An 18,343-nucleotide genomic window follows, 5' to 3' on the forward strand; every position below is an offset into this window, starting at 1 on the left:
CAGATAAAGATTCTATTGATTTAACCAGACCCTTCCATCCAGTTTCCAGCTATCAGGTGGCGCAATGGCCAGCCAGCTCAGGATCTGGCGTGTAAGATCTGTTGTTTTAGGAACCAGTAAGGCCAAATCGCCTGTGGGAGGCGGACAGATGATATCATTTAAAGTATCCCACTGTAAAGTAGTACCGGTACCAACGGAAATATAAAAATCGTTCTTGGCTGGGCTTTCATCTTTAATAATTAGGCCACTGCCATCATTTGCCGGCCAGTAACCAATTAGGCGGTTCCAGTACGGGTGCGATTGATTGACCCTTGTATCGCAGGAAAATTGGAAAATCACAGCATCCGGTAGTGCCGCTTTCCAGATGCGGATATCACTAAGGTAACCATCAAAAGGATTATTAAGATCAACGGGAATGAGGCCCATTTGTAAGGGTGCGGAGTTATTCATTGTTCCGAAATTGTCTGGCAATATTTTCTCTGCCACATATTTGCCATCGCGGAAATAGCGGATTACTCTTTTAAAATCGCGGTTCAGAACCACAACAGCAAGACTATGCCAATTTCCATCGATAAGATTCGTTGGATCGTCGGCCGCTTGATGATCCTGGCCGGGTGTTCCCATAAAAAACCGCCATTTATCCGACTCCCAACCAAATGCCCATCCGTTTCCGACCTTTTTGGTCTTATCAAATCTTTTAGAGAAAAATACCGGCCATTCATATCGATAACTGGTACCGCGAATATTTTTTTTGACCTTTAATTCGATCGTAAAAGATATGGTATCTCCGAAATTATAAATGTTATTGTTGTTCTTGACTTCAGCCCGGACCGAGGTCGCCGGAGTTGCAGCTGAACTGGCGGGATTGGAATACAAGCGCAAAAATTTACCCGTATACTTATTACCGGTGAACGGTTTATCAACCAGATACGGCTTATAACTGATGTTGGCTATAACTGTAAATGTATTGGCTTTAGGATAGCTAAAAATGGTTTTGTCATCCTGCTCAACCGGGATTACTGCTTGTCCGCCGTGATTGGAAGTCAGCACGATCAGCCAATCCTCTTTTACATAGTTCTTTCTGGATTTCAATGCCATGAGGATTTCTCCAAGATATTGATCAAACTGTAAAATGGCACTTTTATAAGCCGGAAAAGAATTGTCGTACCCAAATTGGATTCCCGCTGCATTAACCGCTCCAAACTGCCCTACTATCAGAGCAGAGGCATCGTTTCCAAGTTCAGAAATAATTGCGGTTTTAACTTCTGCATCAGTACTGTAGGATTGACTGATATCGGCACCTGTAGTTAATTTATCTTTAAACAATGCCGAGGCAGCAAATGCGGCTGTTCTTGTATCTGGTTTTATAGATTTAACCCGCTGGAAGATTTCCGGATACTGATCCAGTTTATTTCCGGTAAAAGAATCGTCAATAATTTTATGTTTTGCTTTATTAACACCCGTAAGTAAATCTGCCCAGCCATTGCCATTATTTGACAGACTATCGCTTAGCGAATTCCACGAATAGGTCGCATTTTTAGTCAATGCAGTAATATTAGGAGCCTGCGCATCCCGTACCGACCAGCCTCTTGCCCCATCCACAATCAGGTATAAAACTTTCCTGCTTTTTGCTACCGCTGATGTCGAATCGCTGTACTCCTTTGAAGGCAGCAGCTTATCAAATCCACTATTGCATGATAATACCACAATACCCAGGGTAAAAAGTGCTATCATGCCTGTTATCAATCTATAATTCTTCATTTTCTTAACTATTAAAAGATTTTCAGGTCTATTTTTCAAATACTAAGCGGGTAATATTGTTTGCTCCCGTACCATCGATCTGGCTAAAAGATCCGATAAGCATAACAGCCATCTGCCCGGTTGAATTGGTTGTTTCATAAAGATCATTCACATATCCCTTGATGCTTCCGATCGCATTGTACCCCCTAGCCAGATCTCCCGTAGGTGTTAACACCATAAAGCCTGATCGCCTGATTCCATTATAAGTGGAAAAGACACCGCTCACTACGATCATACCGTTTGAGAGTTGTTTGGCAAAATTGGCACCGCCATCAGCAGAGAACCCTTTTGCTACAAATGACTGATCGATGGAACCATCTTCATCAAGCAAGGCGATTCCTTTGGCTGGAACGCCGTTGTAGCTGGTAAAAGAACCAGTAATTAAATACTTCCGGTTAAGCGGATTGTAGGTTATCGAACCTATGGACTGATCTGCGCCTGTACCGGAGTTAAAAACGGGATCTACTGTTCCATTTAAATTCAACCGGACGATGCGCCCGGCAGGAAGCTCATCAAACTTATTGAAAGATCCAACCACAATCAGCTTTCCGTCAGCCTGCATATAGGAGCTGGATACAAACCCGTTTCCGGCAGGCAAGCCCATATTATTTGTACTATTGAACCTGAACGTTTTGTCCAGTGATCCATCGGCATTGAAACGGACAACCTGAGGGGTCTCCACACTGTCGATAACAATACTATCGGCATAAAGGGTGACGCCAGAGATTACGACAGGCTTCCTGGAAATATCATATCGTTTGCTGATATAATATTTGAAATTACCGGTTGCTGTTAATTTATTCTGGTAATTATAAATTTTTCCAATGGTAGAATTAGTCCCTCCATTAAAAGCAGGAACGGCCTTTTTCTTTCCTGTAGCCGGAATGCCCGGAGCCAAGCTATGGTTGGTACTATAGGTGTCTACAAGCACCGAATCTATTTCGCCACTGGCGCTAAGCTGGGTAATATTGTTAATATTTGTCAAAATGGATCTTCCGCCGTTAAAGTAAAAGCCCGAAAAACTGCCTGCGGTTATATATTTATCCCCCAGGGGAGCAATGCCGTACAATGAGCCGTCTGCGCCGCCCGAACGGAAAGAAATATCGGCACCCCCATTTTTAAATGCGCGTACAATGCGGTTTACCGGAGTGATGATGCCTTTGCCATCATAATCGGTAAATGCGCCAAGAAAAATAAAGCGGTCATCTGTTAATGGGTAATAAGCAAAAATGTCTCTGTTTGCGCCACCGCTAACCCTAAACTCCGGATCGATACTAATCTTTCCACCGACCTTAAACCTTGGTCCAAAAAACACCTGATCGTTTATAGATAGGGTAGCAACGCCCGTACTGGCATCTTCAGGCACTTTGACGGTAATGCCCGTTGCCGTAATACTGAGTATTTCAGCCTTCTGCCCATTGAAGGAAAATACAGCCAGGTCTTTATACGGCAATAAACCTGTTGCCGCAAATGTAACCGTACTTCCGCCAGTTGCTTCCTGAGGCACAGGAGCCGTGCTGAGACTGAGACTAATCCCCAAGGGTTGCTTTCCACCCTCATAGGGATTTTCATAAACTTCACTTTTCTTACAGGCCGTAATAAAAAGTATGGTTAAAAAAGCCAGTGTTAAACTGATATATTTTGAATTCATTATCTTAATTTTAAATAATCCGCTTTATAAAATTTGAATATCCTCATCATTTACCGGCATAAACATCATAAACAAATCCGTAATCAAATCCGAAAATATGATTGGTATTCAATGTATGTACCACACCATTAAGCGGTTTAATATCTGATGATGAAATATCGGCACTAACCCAGCTATCAGTAGGTTTATTGAGATCTGTGATATAACCGATCGTAAGATGCCTGTAACCTGCATATTTGATCCCGTTGATGTCTTCAAATATCACCCCGATGTTAAAAATCACATTGTTATAAGAATAATAGTTCTGTCCGGGATAAACCGATTTAAGATTGATATCCAGCTGGTAATAATCTTTCATGCTGTTTGCACCTTTGAACATATACATCATCAGGTACTTACGCCAGATCTGTGGCTGAATGTCAGTCAGCACTTTAAGCGTGTCTTTACCGGTTTGGTAGAGGTAGTTATTGACATTTTTTAAAGCCGACCTGACCGACAGATCTGTTGGTGCAAAAAATGTCAGCTCATCCTGCTGAAACTCCTTTTCAAGACCAGCAATTTTTATAATCTGTGCAATTGTATCGAACTGCAGAGGCTTTGACTGCAAGTATTGAAGCATAGTCCCTTTGAAATTGGGATCAGATTTACCACCGTCAAAATAATATTTATCTTTTTTACAGGAAGCCAATAATAACAGGATCAAAGAAAATAATCCCAGCCCCCATCTTATTTTTTTAAAATAATTTCTCATATCGCTTAGCATTTATTATTGCCAGTACTCGTTTAATTTCATGTATGGATTGTTGTATAGTGCGGAAACGTCTATCGGCCAGGTCCATCCGCCCCTGGCAAACTGATCAGCTGAAAGCGGATTGAGTGTCCATTGCGGGTTTAAGATCCGTCCGGTCCTGATCAGGTCGAAATACAGGTGTCCTTCACCCATCAGTTCCTTACAGCGCTCATTGAAGATTGCATTTTTCAGGTCTTGTCCACCAATTCCTACATACTCAGGTGCCACGGCCCTGCGTCTTATCATATTCAGCATTTTTATTGCTTCTGCATCCTGTCCGCCCAGCTCTGCAAGCGCTTCAGCCCTGAGCAAAATTGCTTCGGCGAATCTAAAAATGATCAGGCCCCATTCCGGGCTACTCTGGTTAGATGCCAGGTTGCCTTTAAATTTGAGCAGTTGAAAATTCCCATCCTGGCTGAACATACTGTTGTCAAACCAAAGATCCTTACGCTTATCTGCTATACCTGCCGGATACAAACGCAGCAGGTAATCTGCCCTAAAATAAGCGTGGCTTGAGCTGTTGTCTGTTCCGCTATTTTTATTCGGATATCTAAGCATCATCTCTCCAAAAAAAGCTCGAAAATTAGGTGCAGACTCATAATTTATACTTTGGTTGAATTCAAAGATCCCTTCATTGCTCCTGCCTTTCATTACCTCACTAAAGTTATCAAGGGGAAGTAACTGGTATACGTTGCTGCCTATTAATTCACTGCCCAAATCTGCTGTCTGCTGATAATATTTCAACTTATTACCACTATCAAAGCCTGCATTCCACATATTCATATTCATCAGCAGATCAAGTGCCGCCCCTTTCGTTGCCCTAACAGCCCTTAATGCCGGATCAGGGTAAACCAATGGTAAATCATCCAGGTTTGCCTTAAGATCAGCGATACATTGGTTGATCACAGATACGGCTTTTTCCCTGGGCAACGGGGCCTGCTGATAGGCTTTTGTATAATATGGCACATCGCCGTATAACCTGACCATGAAAAAATAAGTCAGGCAGCGCAGAAACACAGCCTCTGCCTGATACCTTTTCTTATCATCACCTGAGAGGCCAGGGACGCCATTATTAACCCGTTCGTACAGGATGTTGGCTCCCTGTATAACAGAATAAAACTCATACCACTTGGTGATTGAGTCAAAGCCAAGCCCGTTCCAGGCCTGGGTAGATGACAGTACACCTGTATTTGTTTTCAGGTTATTCGTTGCAAACTGTGTATAAACCAGGCGGATATTTTTTTCCCCTACAGAATTGGAATTATTTAATATAGCTGGCAGGATGTATCCCGAACGCAGTTCGCCTGTAGCGGGAATAAAAGAAGTGCTGGTAAACTTGTTTCTAAGGTTAGCGTATTGATCACTGGTAAATGATTCGACATCAGACCGTGACTGCCAAAAGACATTGCCGCTTAATTTATCCAGGGGCTTTACATCCAGAAATTTCTTACAGGCAGAATTTGAGATGCAGACTGCCAGAAGTAGTATATAAAAGGAGTGTGTTTTCATTTTCTTTTGATTGTGGGTTAAATCATTAAAATTCTACATTGACACCCAGGTTATAGGTGCGGGAAACGGGATATCCTGCAGAAGAATCATAACCTAAAGCGGTAACATTCTCCGGATTCGGCCCTGAATATGAAGAAAAAGTAACCACATTATTTGCCGAGAGGTAAACCCTGGCCATATTAAGGCCCATTCTTTTTGCAAGTTGTTTTCCCAGGGTAAAACCAAAGGTTACATTGTTCAACTTAAAATAACTGCCATCCTCTTGAAAGAGTGACTGGTTAGACCGGAAAGGGTTAATTATGCCCGATCGGGTATAGTCAAACGGGTTTGGATAAGCCGCCCCTGCGCTAGAGGAACCGTAGTAATTGACATCAGTAAGTGGTAAGTATACACTCGATCCAAAAGGATTGCTAACCAACCTTAACCTGGAGGCTAATGCATCGTTAATGATATCTCTTTTTAAGGTAAATGAACCATTCACATTCAGCGAGAAATTTTTGTAGGACAGATAGGTATTTAATCCTCCGGTTACAATTGGCTGTGAGTTACCCAACACCATCCGGTCTTTATTCGTTAATACATAATCTCCGTCTAAATCTTGCCAGATCGGGTCTCCGGCCCTAAAAAATGCAGTAGAACTGTTATCTGTGCGGTACAAAAGCCCTGTGGCAGGGTCAACAGGAACCGCAGTATTGCTGCCATAAACCCCCTGATTGTTCAACAGAAAATTTGACAGGGTATTCCGGCCAACTCGCAGTACGGTTGCAGGGTTGTTTTTTGTCGGGTCTCCATCGATTACGATCTGGTTTATATTACCAGGCAGGCGGGTTAACACATCATGGTTTATGGCACCATTTACAGAAATACTCCAATTTACGGGACTATTTTTAGGTAGAGGCCGCAGCACCACTGACAGCTCATAACCATAATCGATCAGGCCGGCATCATTACTAGATACACTTCCAAAACCGGTCATACTCGAAAGCGTCATGTCGCGTTTTAGATTGGTCACTTTTTTATAGTAGGCATCGAACATAAACTCTATTTTGCTATCGAAGAAGCCCATATCTACACCAAAATTATACGTAGTATTGGTTGATGGCTGTAAAACACTATTGGGTAAACTGCCATAATTTATACCGATACGGGGAACACCTACATAATTGCCGTTTGGTGCGTATGTTCCGTACAGGGAATAAATATTTCCAGTAGGCTGGATATTCCTGCCCCAGCTCATGCGGATATCACCGGATGACAACCATTTGGAATTAGCCAAAAAGTTTTCTTTGTTAAAATTCCATCTAAATCCAATAGAAGGATTTTTAGCAAAAGGATTATCAAAACCAGAAACAGATGACGCATCAAGCCGGTAGGTAAGATCGAGTACATACTTTTTCTTATAATCGTAAGAAAAAGCACTGGCGAAAGATACCACATGTTCGTTTTTGTAATTTCCGAGCACCCCTCCTCCCCTGGAAGCGAAACTACTCGCACCCAAAGGGCCCTGAAACTGATCGTTCGGTGTACGCTGCTGTATAATAAACGACGCCTGATAATCTTTGAGGTACACCTCACCGAACGAGTTTACAAAGAAATTATGCGTACCGTCTTTGAAACTCTTAGCATAAGTGAACCCGCTCCTGTTATACAAGGTCGAATTCCGTTCGTTATAGGAATAAATACCTGAGTACAAATAATTGGCAGCAGCTGGTGTAAATGTTTCTTCTGTTCCTACCGCATAATCATAACTACCGCTTGAAGAAACCCTAAAGCCAGGAAACACCATAAAGTTCACATCAACATTGGAGCGCAGGTTTTTGGCAACATTGTCATTTTTGACGGTCAGCGCCGATAGTACCCCGCTAGTTGTCTGAAATAATGATGGCCCCGGAAGCAAGGAGGAGACCGAAGCATTGGTTGCTACGCCTGTTTGAAAAAGCCCCTGTCCATCGCCTTTATTCTTTTTTCCCAAACCACCGGCAAGATTTATAAATACACCAAACTTATCATTTGGCTTATAGTTCATATTTGTGGTTAGGTTGTAGCGTTTATACCCTGTATTTTCTATAATTCCCTTTTCTCCATAATATCCAAAGTTGGTTTTGTAATTGAATTTATCATTACCTCCATCGATGTTCAGGTTCTGTGTGGTATTATAGGTTGTGCGATAAAATACCGCCTGCCAGTCTGTAGAATTGTTATAATATGGATTTAAACTGTCGGCCAGGATTGGTGTAGTGGAAATTTTCATCACATCTACATAATTCCCCATGGTTAAAATTTCATTGATCTTGGCATCCCGTTCAGATTTACCTCCAAGGGTTTCACGGAGTTTTGGACTTTTGTTAACGAAAAAATTAGCGGTATAGCGGATTCTTGGCACTTTAGAATTACCACGCCTTGTGGTAATCAGGATAACACCAAAAGCGCCCCTTGAACCATAAAGTGAGGTGGCCTGCGCATCTTTCAGCACTTCAATACTGCCAATATCCTCAGGCGGGATCAGCGAGAGCGGACTAACGCCTGGACCTGCAGAATTGAAGCCGTATTCGAAATTTGCATCAGCCTCTACAGGTACGCCATCTATTACATAAAGCGGAGAAGTAGGCGTTAAAAACGAACTGGTTCCCGAACCCGAAATGTCAATTCCGGATACACCGCGTATTGCTACAGATCCACGATAACCGGGTGCCCCGGTATTTACCTGTATATTAAGGCCGGGAACTTTACCCTGTAGCAGCTGCTCTGCATTGGAAACAGGAATATCCTGGATTTCTTTTCCGCTGATCACGTAGGAAGATCCCGTACTGGTTTCTTTTAACCGTTTCTGATAACCCCGAACAACCACCTCTTCCATATCAGAAGAACTTGCGCCTAAGGTAATGTTCAACAAAGTCTGTCCGGATTTAATTTTAACCCGGTTCTCGTTATAGCCGATATACCTAAAAATAAGGGTTGATTCTGGAGCTACTGCAATGGTGTATCTGCCATCACGATCTGTAAAAGAAGTTGGTTTTGGTGGCTTACCGTCCAATAAAATTGTTACATCTGGTATGCCCTGTCTGGTTTCCCTGTCCATAACAGTTCCTTTAACAATTACTTTTTGTACCTGTGCTGCCAGGTAGCCCGGAACCAACAGGCCGGCTATAAAAACCGTGAGCAATAATATTCTCTTTGTCATTTGTATCATATTAAGCCTACACATTAATATTCGTCCTGAAACCTAGGCGTGTCATTGCGGAAATGAAAATCTATTTCCCAATCCCCCTCGCGGAAGATGCTGAAATTGAATTTCAGCTTTCCGGTTTCCCTTATCCCATTAAACCCGATCCGACTGTAACTAAACTCTACCATGGCCCTGGAACCATCACCATTGGTATATTTTGTTGGAAGTTTAACCAGGGGAATCGGGTAAGCCACATCATACCGTACATAATCACCCGTTTTTTGCATGTTAAAGCCGTGTATCAATCCGCCCCATTTCGTATCTTTAAAAGCATCTACATTCATCGGGTTTTTATTTTTGTCGAGAAACTTAAAGGTTAAAGAATTGCCGTTACCCGTTCTTTTAAAATAGATGTAAACATCTTTATTATCGTTAGAAAGTGCTTTTCTGGTATTTTGGCCGATCATTCCACTTAGTTCAGAAGGTAGTATAGAATCTTTTGGCAGACTTGAAATCACGTCCATATTGGTAGGCTCATAGGGCATTTCCCTAAGTGGATTAAGTAACAGATCCTTAATGGTTCTCTCTCCTCCGGAATTGGAAACTTTGACATCGAAAAGATAGCCACCGGGATTAGTAGAACCCTGATATGCAGGCACCAACGCATTGGTTGCGCTCTGCCAGAGAATCAGATCACCCGATTTTCTCAGTTCCCACAGGGGGTGGTCCTCTTTTTTTCTTTTATCGAGAATTTGCTGCAGGCTGGTTTCTTTGCCATCATAAGCGGTAGACCATACCCAGACCGGCTGCATTTTTGTGAGGTTATCGGCAGGGGTACCATCTGCTTTTCTGACGTTCAGCAGCTGAAAAGTTAAGGGTAAACTTGAATTATCGTAGTTAAAAATATTGGTTATTACAGTTGTACGCCCCAATACCGGCGAAAAAGTTTTCGTGGTATAATCTACTTTTTCGCTGAAATAATCGACATCAGCAGGGATATCCAGCCATTTTTTACAGCCCGTTGCTGTACTTATTATAACTGCTGCAAAAGCAAGATATATATATATTGTTCTAAATTTCATATCCGTATAGTTTAGTTGACCCGTTTGATGACAAAATTGTTCACCTGTATATCTTTGGTTTCATGAAAAAACCGCATCACATGATTACCTGCCTTCAAGTGAAATACAGGGCTCTCGACCAACTGCCAAACCCACCAGCCTTTATTGTTTGGGAAAGTCAGGGATCCTGTTACGTCTTTGTAATCAAATTCTATGTGAAACTTTAAAGGCGTTGAAGCATTGCCGTTACCTAGCCTTGAAGTAATTTTATAATCTCCTTCTACCGGTACATTTACAGAGTAAACAGTCCATTCGCCGGCAACTGTCCATCCCAGGGAATAACTGGCTGTATAAGTACCAGCGGCATCGGTATACATCTGACCAAGGCTCCCGAATGCGACATCAATATCCACATATTCAGCGGGCCTGTAATTGCCCCCGTTTTTAGTTAAGTCATCGTGATAGGCAACACCTTCTCCACCCAGGTCATAATCTTCCGCTTCGATCAATACAGTTTCGCCGACCACTGAAGGCAAAATGAACGGTCCATTGTAACCTGCCGGCCTGAATGTACTTTTATCATAGGGTTCGACCTTAGGTTTGGTATATTCGCCGAATCCAAAAGGATGGGTAGTTTCCAGTACGTGCACGATACCGTTAGAAGTACGGATGTTAATTGCATCAGCAGTAGCTAAAACCCAGTCTTTAACGAAGCTGCTTTTTTTGGTAAAGAAGTATTTAATTACCGCTGGCCCGCCACCCTTGTATCCACTCGCATTGGCAGTGGCGAGTTTACCGTTCATGGGATAAGCATACCTAACGGCCTTAAGCATTTTTCCATCAGTCTGTGTCAGCGAATCGGCTGTATAACTTCCCCTGATTACATACCTGCAGATCATACTGTCGAGCGACTCCTCTGCCATATCTTTAAGATAAACCGGAGCCTTTCCCCGTAATTTTCTCGTGGTATTCAGTTTATCGACTACCTGTTTAAAGCTCTGATTGGTAACTGCAAATAAGGTTACATTGTTGTTCCTTAGCGTATCGGTTAATTTTAGGCGATCGATTACAAATAAGAGCGAATCAAACATCCCTTTCTTACTTTTCAAATAATCGTATGTAGTTCCCGGAAAGGCTACTGTACTGTTGATGTAATTGTAATCGCCTTTATCCTTTGAACAGCCGGCAACAAGCATCGATCCCAGCAGGAGCACACTCATGTATTTAGATATCATTTGTATACGTTTCATAACCATAAATTATCTGTTCCAATACGTCGTTTGAGTTAATAATGAATTCTGGGTAAGCAGAGATTTTGCTATGGGCCAATAAATACCTCCGTTTTGAATGAGCGCATTGAACGCAGGATCGTTATTTTTGATTTTTTTGTATCTGATCAGGTCGTACCATCTCCATCCCTCTCCCATCAGTTCTTTTCTCCGCTCGAGGAATATGGCATCGATCAGGCTCCCATCTTTAGTCTGATCAAATGCGAGAAGACCACGATTGATCCGCCTTGCATTTAACAGATCGATTGCACCGGAAACATCGCCGAGCACTGCTTTGGCTTCGGCAAGTAAGAGCGCAACTTCTTCTGGTCTGGTAAAAACAAGAGAACTTGCATATTGGGTCATCGATCCGTCAGACCCGGCACCGTTTATGGTATTTAAAGGCGGATTATTATCACGGATGATAAATACTTTGGTAAAAACAGGGAAAGGTCTGTCAAAAACACCAAAATAACGATCGGAAGTTGGTGTAGAGGTAATCTTATCGATACCGAACCGCGCGTCGTTTTCCTGGCTGAATATGGATAGGATCGAATCTTTGGGAACGTAAATTGCTGGTAAGCTTTTGTTGATGACATAAGGAGCAGCAAGCGTAAGCTCTTCCATAAAACCTGAAGTACCACTCTCCGCATTTAGGAACATATGGCTAAATCCGGCAATAATATTGTATTGATTATTACCAAATTCACCCCTAAACATCTGCCGGGTCTGATCTACATTCATAAAGAACATCCTTTCATTTCCCATCTCTGCAAGGCCCATATTATCCAATACCCATTTAGCCCATTTGGCTGACTCTGCGTATTTACCCTGCCAGGCATATACATGCGCCAGAACAGCATAAACAGTATGCTTTTTAGCCATCTCTTCCTCAATAGTATAGTAGGGAGTCCGGGTCTGCTCGGGTTGGTTCTTGTTGTAGGCTACGGGTAAATCTGGTGCCGAAAGCAACAGCTCTGATTCAGCAAAAGCAAGTATTTTCTGTTGGTTTTCTCTGGGTTTGTTTTCAAATTGTCCGTCATGCGAACTGATGATGAAAGGTACATCTCCCCAGATCCTGACCATGTAGAAATACATGAAAGCCCTGAGAAATCTTGCATGGGCTACATCTAGTTTAAGATCCTGCGGTAAATAGCGTTTATCCGACTCAACGATTGCCGGTGCCCTTTCAAGAAATATATTGGCTGCATTGATTACAGCATAAAATCTTCTCCAGTTTGACAAGGCCTGTACGACCGGAAAAGTCGCCTGAAGATTATTGTCTGCTATAGACTTCATATCCAAACGGTTAGCACTCCTAAAATCACCCCCGGCTCCGTTTACAGCCCTAAGATCGCCATAAAGCCAGTGCCTGTCATTGTCACACAACGCTGCTCTGGCCAGTCCGTATGCACCCATCAGGCCTGCACGGGCATCCTCAACTGTCCTGTACATATTGGCCTCGCCAACCAATCTGCTCGATTGAACATCAAGCATCTTTTTACAGGCACTGAATATCGTTAAGGTGGCAATCAATACGATTAAAATGCGAATTTTCATTTCTTTAATTTTAAGTCTTTATTAGTTCCAGTTGCTATAATTCCATTTTCACTCCAAGTGTAAAGGTTCTTGGAATAGGCAGTCCGTAGCCAGTATCGTAGCCTGCATAGTCTGTCAGTTCGGGATCTCGTCCTGTATAAGGGGTAAGGGTGAATAGGTTATTGGCCGTAGCATAAACATATAACCTGTCAATTTTCGAGCGTTTACGTTTCAGCAGGTCTTTCAGGTCATAGCCTACAGATACAGCGCGTAGTTTCAGGAAAGCTGCGTTTTCGAGAAAAAGATTTTGATCGCTTCGGTAGGGTACTGCGCTACTCCAGGGATTGTAAACCGGGTATTTGTTATAATCACCGCGTTTTTCCCAAAATGTAACTTCTTTGACCGAATTTATATCGTTGGCACTTTCCTGATTGATGAAATCGAATCTTTTTGCCATGTCCTGATTGATGATATTCCGACCAAGATTATAATAAAGGTTCAGCCCAAGTGTCCAGTTACCGTATTTAAAATCATTGTTAAACCCACCCGATACTAATGGAAGAGAATGTCCTGTTAGTATGCGGTCAGCATCATCAATGGTATAATCGCCATTGCGATCGTTCCATATGGCATCGCCAGCCTTAAGCGGAATCCCTTGAAAATTAAGGGGCAGGCCGGTTTTAGGATTTACAGGAACTTCGGCATCGCTCTTGTAAATGCCGCCGTTATCCAGCAGCCAATATTGATCTACAGCCTTTCCCACCTGTAGCAATCGGTTTCCCACTACAAGTTCACGAAGTCCACCCGGTAATGATTTTAGTCTGTTTCTGTTATAATTGATATTTAATGATGAATTCCATTGAAGTTTTTTGGAATTGGGGAATATATTGGCGTTGATGCTAGCATCAATCCCAGAATTGTTGATATTCATTCCTGCCTGGTAAGATTGCGTATAACCATATTCTGCAAAGGCAGGCACACCGATCAGCTGATCTTTATCTGATCTGCTGTATACATCGGCAGCAATCATTAACCTATTGTCCCAAAAACCAATGTTTGCTCCAATATCGATCTGTTCGCTGTAAGCCCATGGAATGTTATATCCAACCCATCCTGAACTATAAGGCCTGTTTAGCGTTGCTACACCAGAGTATGTTCCTACACGGGGTTCGCCGGTATAACCGATATCCACCGTATATTGAGGGCCTGCGGCATAACGATCGTCCAGTTGCACCCTGCCTATACGGCCATAACTTGCGTGTAATTTCAGTTCAGATATTTTGCTGCCCTGAAGTGACAGATCATTCTTCAGGTTCCATCCGGCAGAAACCACCGGCGAAAAGAACCAGCGGCTTGTAGGCTGAGCTGCTGAAGAACCGTCTGTTCTAAGCATTAGTGATAGACTGTATTTATCTTTAAAACTATAAGTACCTTTTCCATAAAAGGATATCAAGTTGTTTTGAATATTATCCAAAAACCTGTACATCAATGTATTAAGAAATCCGGTATTGGGGTTATACGAAAAGAAAGCGGTAAGCGGATTTTTAGGATCATTAAGTAAATTGATCTTAATGTAATCACTGGAACCTCTGTAAGCATACCCATAGTTGTAATGGTAAGTATCCCACTGCAATGTCTGGCCTGCCTGTAAATCAAGCTTATGAACGTTATTCCAATCAAATGAATAGCTTATTGTATTTTCTGCCGTCAGGCGCTGGTTATATCCGAAGTAGTTGGATACATAACTATTCGTTTCAAGCAGTGTACTGGGATAAAATATATCGCGATAACCTTCATTATAGTCGGCCGAAAACCTGGAAGTGATATTTAGTTTACCAAAACTGAAATCAAATTCTGTATAACCGTCAAAAATATTGGTTTTGTTCTTATCAAATGATTTATCATATTCACTTAAGTAGTTGGCATAGAAATCTTTGTTCGGCGAAATTGGATTGGTTAAATTCGGGAGATACCTTTCTTCAGCAAAACGGTCACGCTGGTACCTGTTTCTATCGCGTACCAATTGGCTGCCATTAATTGAAGTGGTTATATTTAACCAGGACAGGGGTTTCATACTAATTACAAAGCCAATGCTATAACGGCTCAGTCCGGTTCCGTCTGCCACCCCGTTATTCCTCTGATTTCCCAGTGATGCCCGAAAATTAGTTTTATCAGAGCCTCCGGCAAGACTTGCATTTGCCGAATATATTAAGGCATTTTTATAATATAGATCCGTCCAGTTGGCTGGCCCGTAATAAATGCTGTACAGAGAATCGCGCAGATAAGCCGGAGTATTCTGTTTTTGCTCTTCGGTTGCATATTGGCTATAAAACGGTTTTCTGAAATTACTCTCGGATGCTCCGTTGAGGGTGCTAACGCCATCACGTGTTGCCAGACCAATATAGGAGTTGAAGCTAATGGTCTTCTTCGCCTGCGGTTTTTTAGAACGGATAAGAATAAGGCCATTCGCTGCCCTTGGGCCATATCTGGCTACCTCGCTCAGGTCTTTAATCACTTCTATAGATTCGATATTCTCTGGATCAACTCCGGCAAGCAGATTAGTAGCTGGACCGATGCGGTTGTAATCATATTGTTGAATATCGTAAGCAAAAGGATGATCCTTGGAAATCAATGGTACGCCATCCAAGACGATCAAAGGTTGCGATGAAGAAATATCTTTCGCCGAAAAGAGTGGAACAGGTGTGCCATGTATAAAAATATGCTGTTCTGTTCCAGGTTCACCGCTTGGTTCCTGAATAGTTACCCCGGCAGCCTGTCCTTTTAAATATTGTTGTAGGGAAACCCCGGGAAATGAAGATATCCGGGCAGATTTCACCACACTCTTATTTAGTCCCCCAATATTGGCTACCTTCTTTTGGAGCGAATCTTTAGCGGAAATATGAGCTGAGCTCCTCTGGATTACTGTGGTATCCTGTCTGATCCACCCATAATGGTTAATCCCCATTGCAGACACTGAAACTGAAGAAATGCAAAGGCATAAAAAAAATACAAAACGCATAATAAATGTGTTATAAGTGCAATTGATTCAAATGAATGTTCCTTTAATGGAACAGTTGGGGCCGATCAGAAAATCTTGGGAAGAAGCCACATCGATTTTAAAATTACAGTTCAAAACGCCGATGGATTTCTACCTGAACCAGAAAACATTTAAACGTCACAAAGACGTTTAAAAACCCAAAAACGGGGTTTCTAAGGTATAAAAGCTTCATAAAATTTAGTTTATAGTTGGTTAGTTTATGTTAAGACACAATGCAGTATAACTTATACTCTCCTGATCCAGTTATTTCTGAAAATTTATTCCTGTCTAATATTTCAGGATGAATATGTGCTCAGTTATGGCTTCACATATTGTACTTTGGTTAGCGGAGAAGGGGAAATTAACATAAAGGGACATCCTCATCCGGGATATCCCTTTGCTAACTAAATACTAACCTGATAAATGGGTTTATTTTCTTTTGAACATCTTTCCAAAGATCCGATCAGATCATAATATGATTTATTATGATCGTTAATCTATTAATTAAATGGAATTTTGATAACGTTAAAAGAATAAGGTTTTAAAGTGATGTTGAGTTTTTTGCCTTTTAGGTTGATTATACTTTTTTGTGGGCTTACCGCTTCAGGATTTTCGAAAGAGTTGAGTTGATTTAGGTTACTGTTCGCTATTTCCTCATTGGTGGCCTTACTTTTTAGTTTCATTTTTCCTTCCAGGTCGAAATCAATATTCTGTGCCTGATCGGAGTTGTTGGCAATTTTAATGATCAGTTCTTTTTTTGCCTGATCGGTTACCGCAGAAGCATAAAGGCCATCCTGGCCGATAATATTCTTTTCATCAAGCGTAACCGAAACCACATCGGTCCCTTTATTTGTAGAAAACTGTTTCTGTACATAATAATCAGGTGTTCCGTACGATTTTAGGTTATCTACCCAGATCATATCGGGTGCCCATTGCCAGGCATCGATATGGGCAAAAAGCGGCGCATATGAAGCCATCTGTACCACATCGGCATTGCGCTCCAAACCGGTCATCAACGAAGCTGAAGCTAAAGCACTTTGCCAGTTGTTGCGGTTGCTTCCAACTATACTATTGTCTGCGTGGACCGCATATTCGCCAACAAAAACCTTCGATCCGTTTCTCGGGTAGTTATCGTAACGGCCGGCATTTTTTAAAAACCAATCAGCAGGGCGGTAATAGTGCTCATCGATAAAATCGGCATTATTGTTTCTTAAAGTAGTATTCAATAAGTCAAAACGGTCGCCATCCGGACCGGTACCAGAACTGTTGATCAGTTTAAAATCAGGATATTTGGCTTTTATGGCCTTGGTGAAAATGGCTAGCCTTTCCAAATACTGTGGCCCCCAGTTTTCGTTTCCAACCCCCATCATTTTTAAATTGAAAGGTTTTGGATGACCAAGATCTGCCCTCATTTTCCCCCACTTGGTATTTATATCGCCATTGGCAAATTCGATCAGGTCCAGCGCATCCTGAATATAAGGATCGAGTTCATCAAGTGAAGCTACTTCTGCCGAATTATACTGACAGGCCATGCCGCAGTTTAATATCGGAAGGGCATCAGAGCCTATATCTTCTGCCAGTTGGAAATATTCAAAAAAACCCAAACCAAAACTCTGGTAATAATCAGGTGCGGGGCGGTGTGCAAATTCAATATTCCAGCGGTTCATCAACAGTTGCCTGTTTTCGATCGGGCCGATGGTTTTTTTCCACTGATAACGGTTGGCCAGGTCGGTGCCTTCTACAATGCAGCCACCAGGGAAACGGATAAAACCGGGTTTCATATCAGCCAGTAACTGTACCATATCGGCCCTTAATCCCTGCGGACGGTTTTTCCAGGTGTCGCCTGGGAATAGAGAAATCATATCCAGATCGATATTTCCTTTTCCCTGAAACACAATTGAAAATCTGGCTTTTGGATCGGTTTCTGTCGCGGTAAAACTTGCTGATTGCTTTTTCCAGTCGCTACCGGCTTGATCAGGTATTAAACTTCCCTGTCCGATAATTTTATTGTTCGCATCTTTTAGTAATAGCACGAGTTTAATACCTGGCTTCGATTGACGGTACATCACTGAAAAATCGTAACGGAGGCCCTTTTTTACGCCCATGCCTTTAAAACCTTCGTTTACGAGTTCAAAATCGCCGGTTTGTTTTTTCACCTGTAAATATCGGGGATTGGCGGTGTTCACCTCTTTTCGGTTTACCACCAATATCTCGCCTTCCTGTGGTTTTTTGGGTTGGAAAGTCCAGCCCATCAGCGGTTTTGTAAATTCGAAAGAGCGGTTTTTGATCAGTTCGGCATAAATGCCACCATCGGCGCCAAAGTTGATGTCTTCAAAAAAAACGCCCCACATGTTAGGCTGTACCTTGGCAATGGAATGGTCTGTTTTAACTTTGATCACTTTTGCAGTTTGTGCCTGTACTTCGGAAGTGTATCCGATTGCAATCGCTGTATAAGCCATGCATGCAGAAAACACACTTTTTACAGGGTAATTTAATTTCATAGGGTTTAATTTGTAAGGGTA

Annotated in this window: 10 protein-coding genes; all 10 read right to left on the bottom strand. The window is 42.2% G+C overall.

Features of this window, described 5'->3' with window-relative positions; translation table 11 throughout:
- Positions 1–12: 12 nt before the first annotated feature.
- Entirely contained in the window at positions 13–1,761 is a 1,749-nt protein-coding gene (locus LQ201_RS02225) for a LamG-like jellyroll fold domain-containing protein (protein ID WP_230143836.1), read from the bottom strand.
- A gap of 28 nt (positions 1,762–1,789) precedes the next feature.
- On the bottom strand, positions 1,790–3,451 hold the full coding sequence (locus LQ201_RS02230; protein ID WP_230143835.1) for a DUF5008 domain-containing protein: 1,662 nt from the start codon (positions 3,449–3,451) through the stop codon (positions 1,790–1,792).
- Positions 3,452–3,497: 46 nt separating this feature from the next.
- Positions 3,498–4,202, bottom strand: coding sequence for a fasciclin domain-containing protein (locus LQ201_RS02235; protein WP_230143834.1), 705 nt, complete (start codon positions 4,200–4,202; stop codon positions 3,498–3,500).
- Positions 4,203–4,217: 15 nt separating this feature from the next.
- Positions 4,218–5,750 carry a RagB/SusD family nutrient uptake outer membrane protein gene (locus tag LQ201_RS02240; RefSeq protein ID WP_230143833.1) on the bottom strand — a complete coding sequence of 511 codons (1,533 nt, stop codon included), beginning with the start codon at positions 5,748–5,750 and terminating at the stop codon, positions 4,218–4,220.
- 25 nt (positions 5,751–5,775) lie between these two features.
- Positions 5,776–8,931, bottom strand: a complete 3,156-nt coding sequence (locus LQ201_RS02245) for a SusC/RagA family TonB-linked outer membrane protein (protein ID WP_230143831.1) — start codon at positions 8,929–8,931, stop codon at positions 5,776–5,778.
- A gap of 23 nt (positions 8,932–8,954) precedes the next feature.
- Positions 8,955–9,998 (bottom strand): DUF5007 domain-containing protein, encoded by a 1,044-nt coding sequence (locus LQ201_RS02250; protein ID WP_230143830.1) that lies wholly within the window; start codon positions 9,996–9,998, stop codon positions 8,955–8,957.
- A gap of 11 nt (positions 9,999–10,009) precedes the next feature.
- Positions 10,010–11,227, bottom strand: coding sequence for a carbohydrate-binding protein (locus LQ201_RS02255; protein WP_230143828.1), 1,218 nt, complete (start codon positions 11,225–11,227; stop codon positions 10,010–10,012).
- 9 nt (positions 11,228–11,236) lie between these two features.
- On the bottom strand, positions 11,237–12,805 hold the full coding sequence (locus LQ201_RS02260) for a RagB/SusD family nutrient uptake outer membrane protein (protein WP_230143826.1): 1,569 nt from the start codon (positions 12,803–12,805) through the stop codon (positions 11,237–11,239).
- Between the two features lie 34 nt (positions 12,806–12,839).
- Positions 12,840–15,803 carry a SusC/RagA family TonB-linked outer membrane protein gene (locus LQ201_RS02265; RefSeq protein WP_230143824.1) on the bottom strand — a complete coding sequence of 988 codons (2,964 nt, stop codon included), beginning with the start codon at positions 15,801–15,803 and terminating at the stop codon, positions 12,840–12,842.
- A 518-nt stretch (positions 15,804–16,321) separates the two neighbouring features.
- The gene (locus tag LQ201_RS02270; RefSeq protein ID WP_230143820.1) at positions 16,322–18,322 is read right to left on the bottom strand and encodes an alpha-L-arabinofuranosidase C-terminal domain-containing protein; all 2,001 of its coding nucleotides are present in this window, start codon (positions 18,320–18,322) and stop codon (positions 16,322–16,324) included.
- Between the last annotated feature and the right edge of the window lie 21 nt (positions 18,323–18,343).

The organism is Pedobacter sp. Bi126 (genome assembly GCF_918698245.1).
Lineage (GTDB): Bacteria > Bacteroidota > Bacteroidia > Sphingobacteriales > Sphingobacteriaceae > Pedobacter.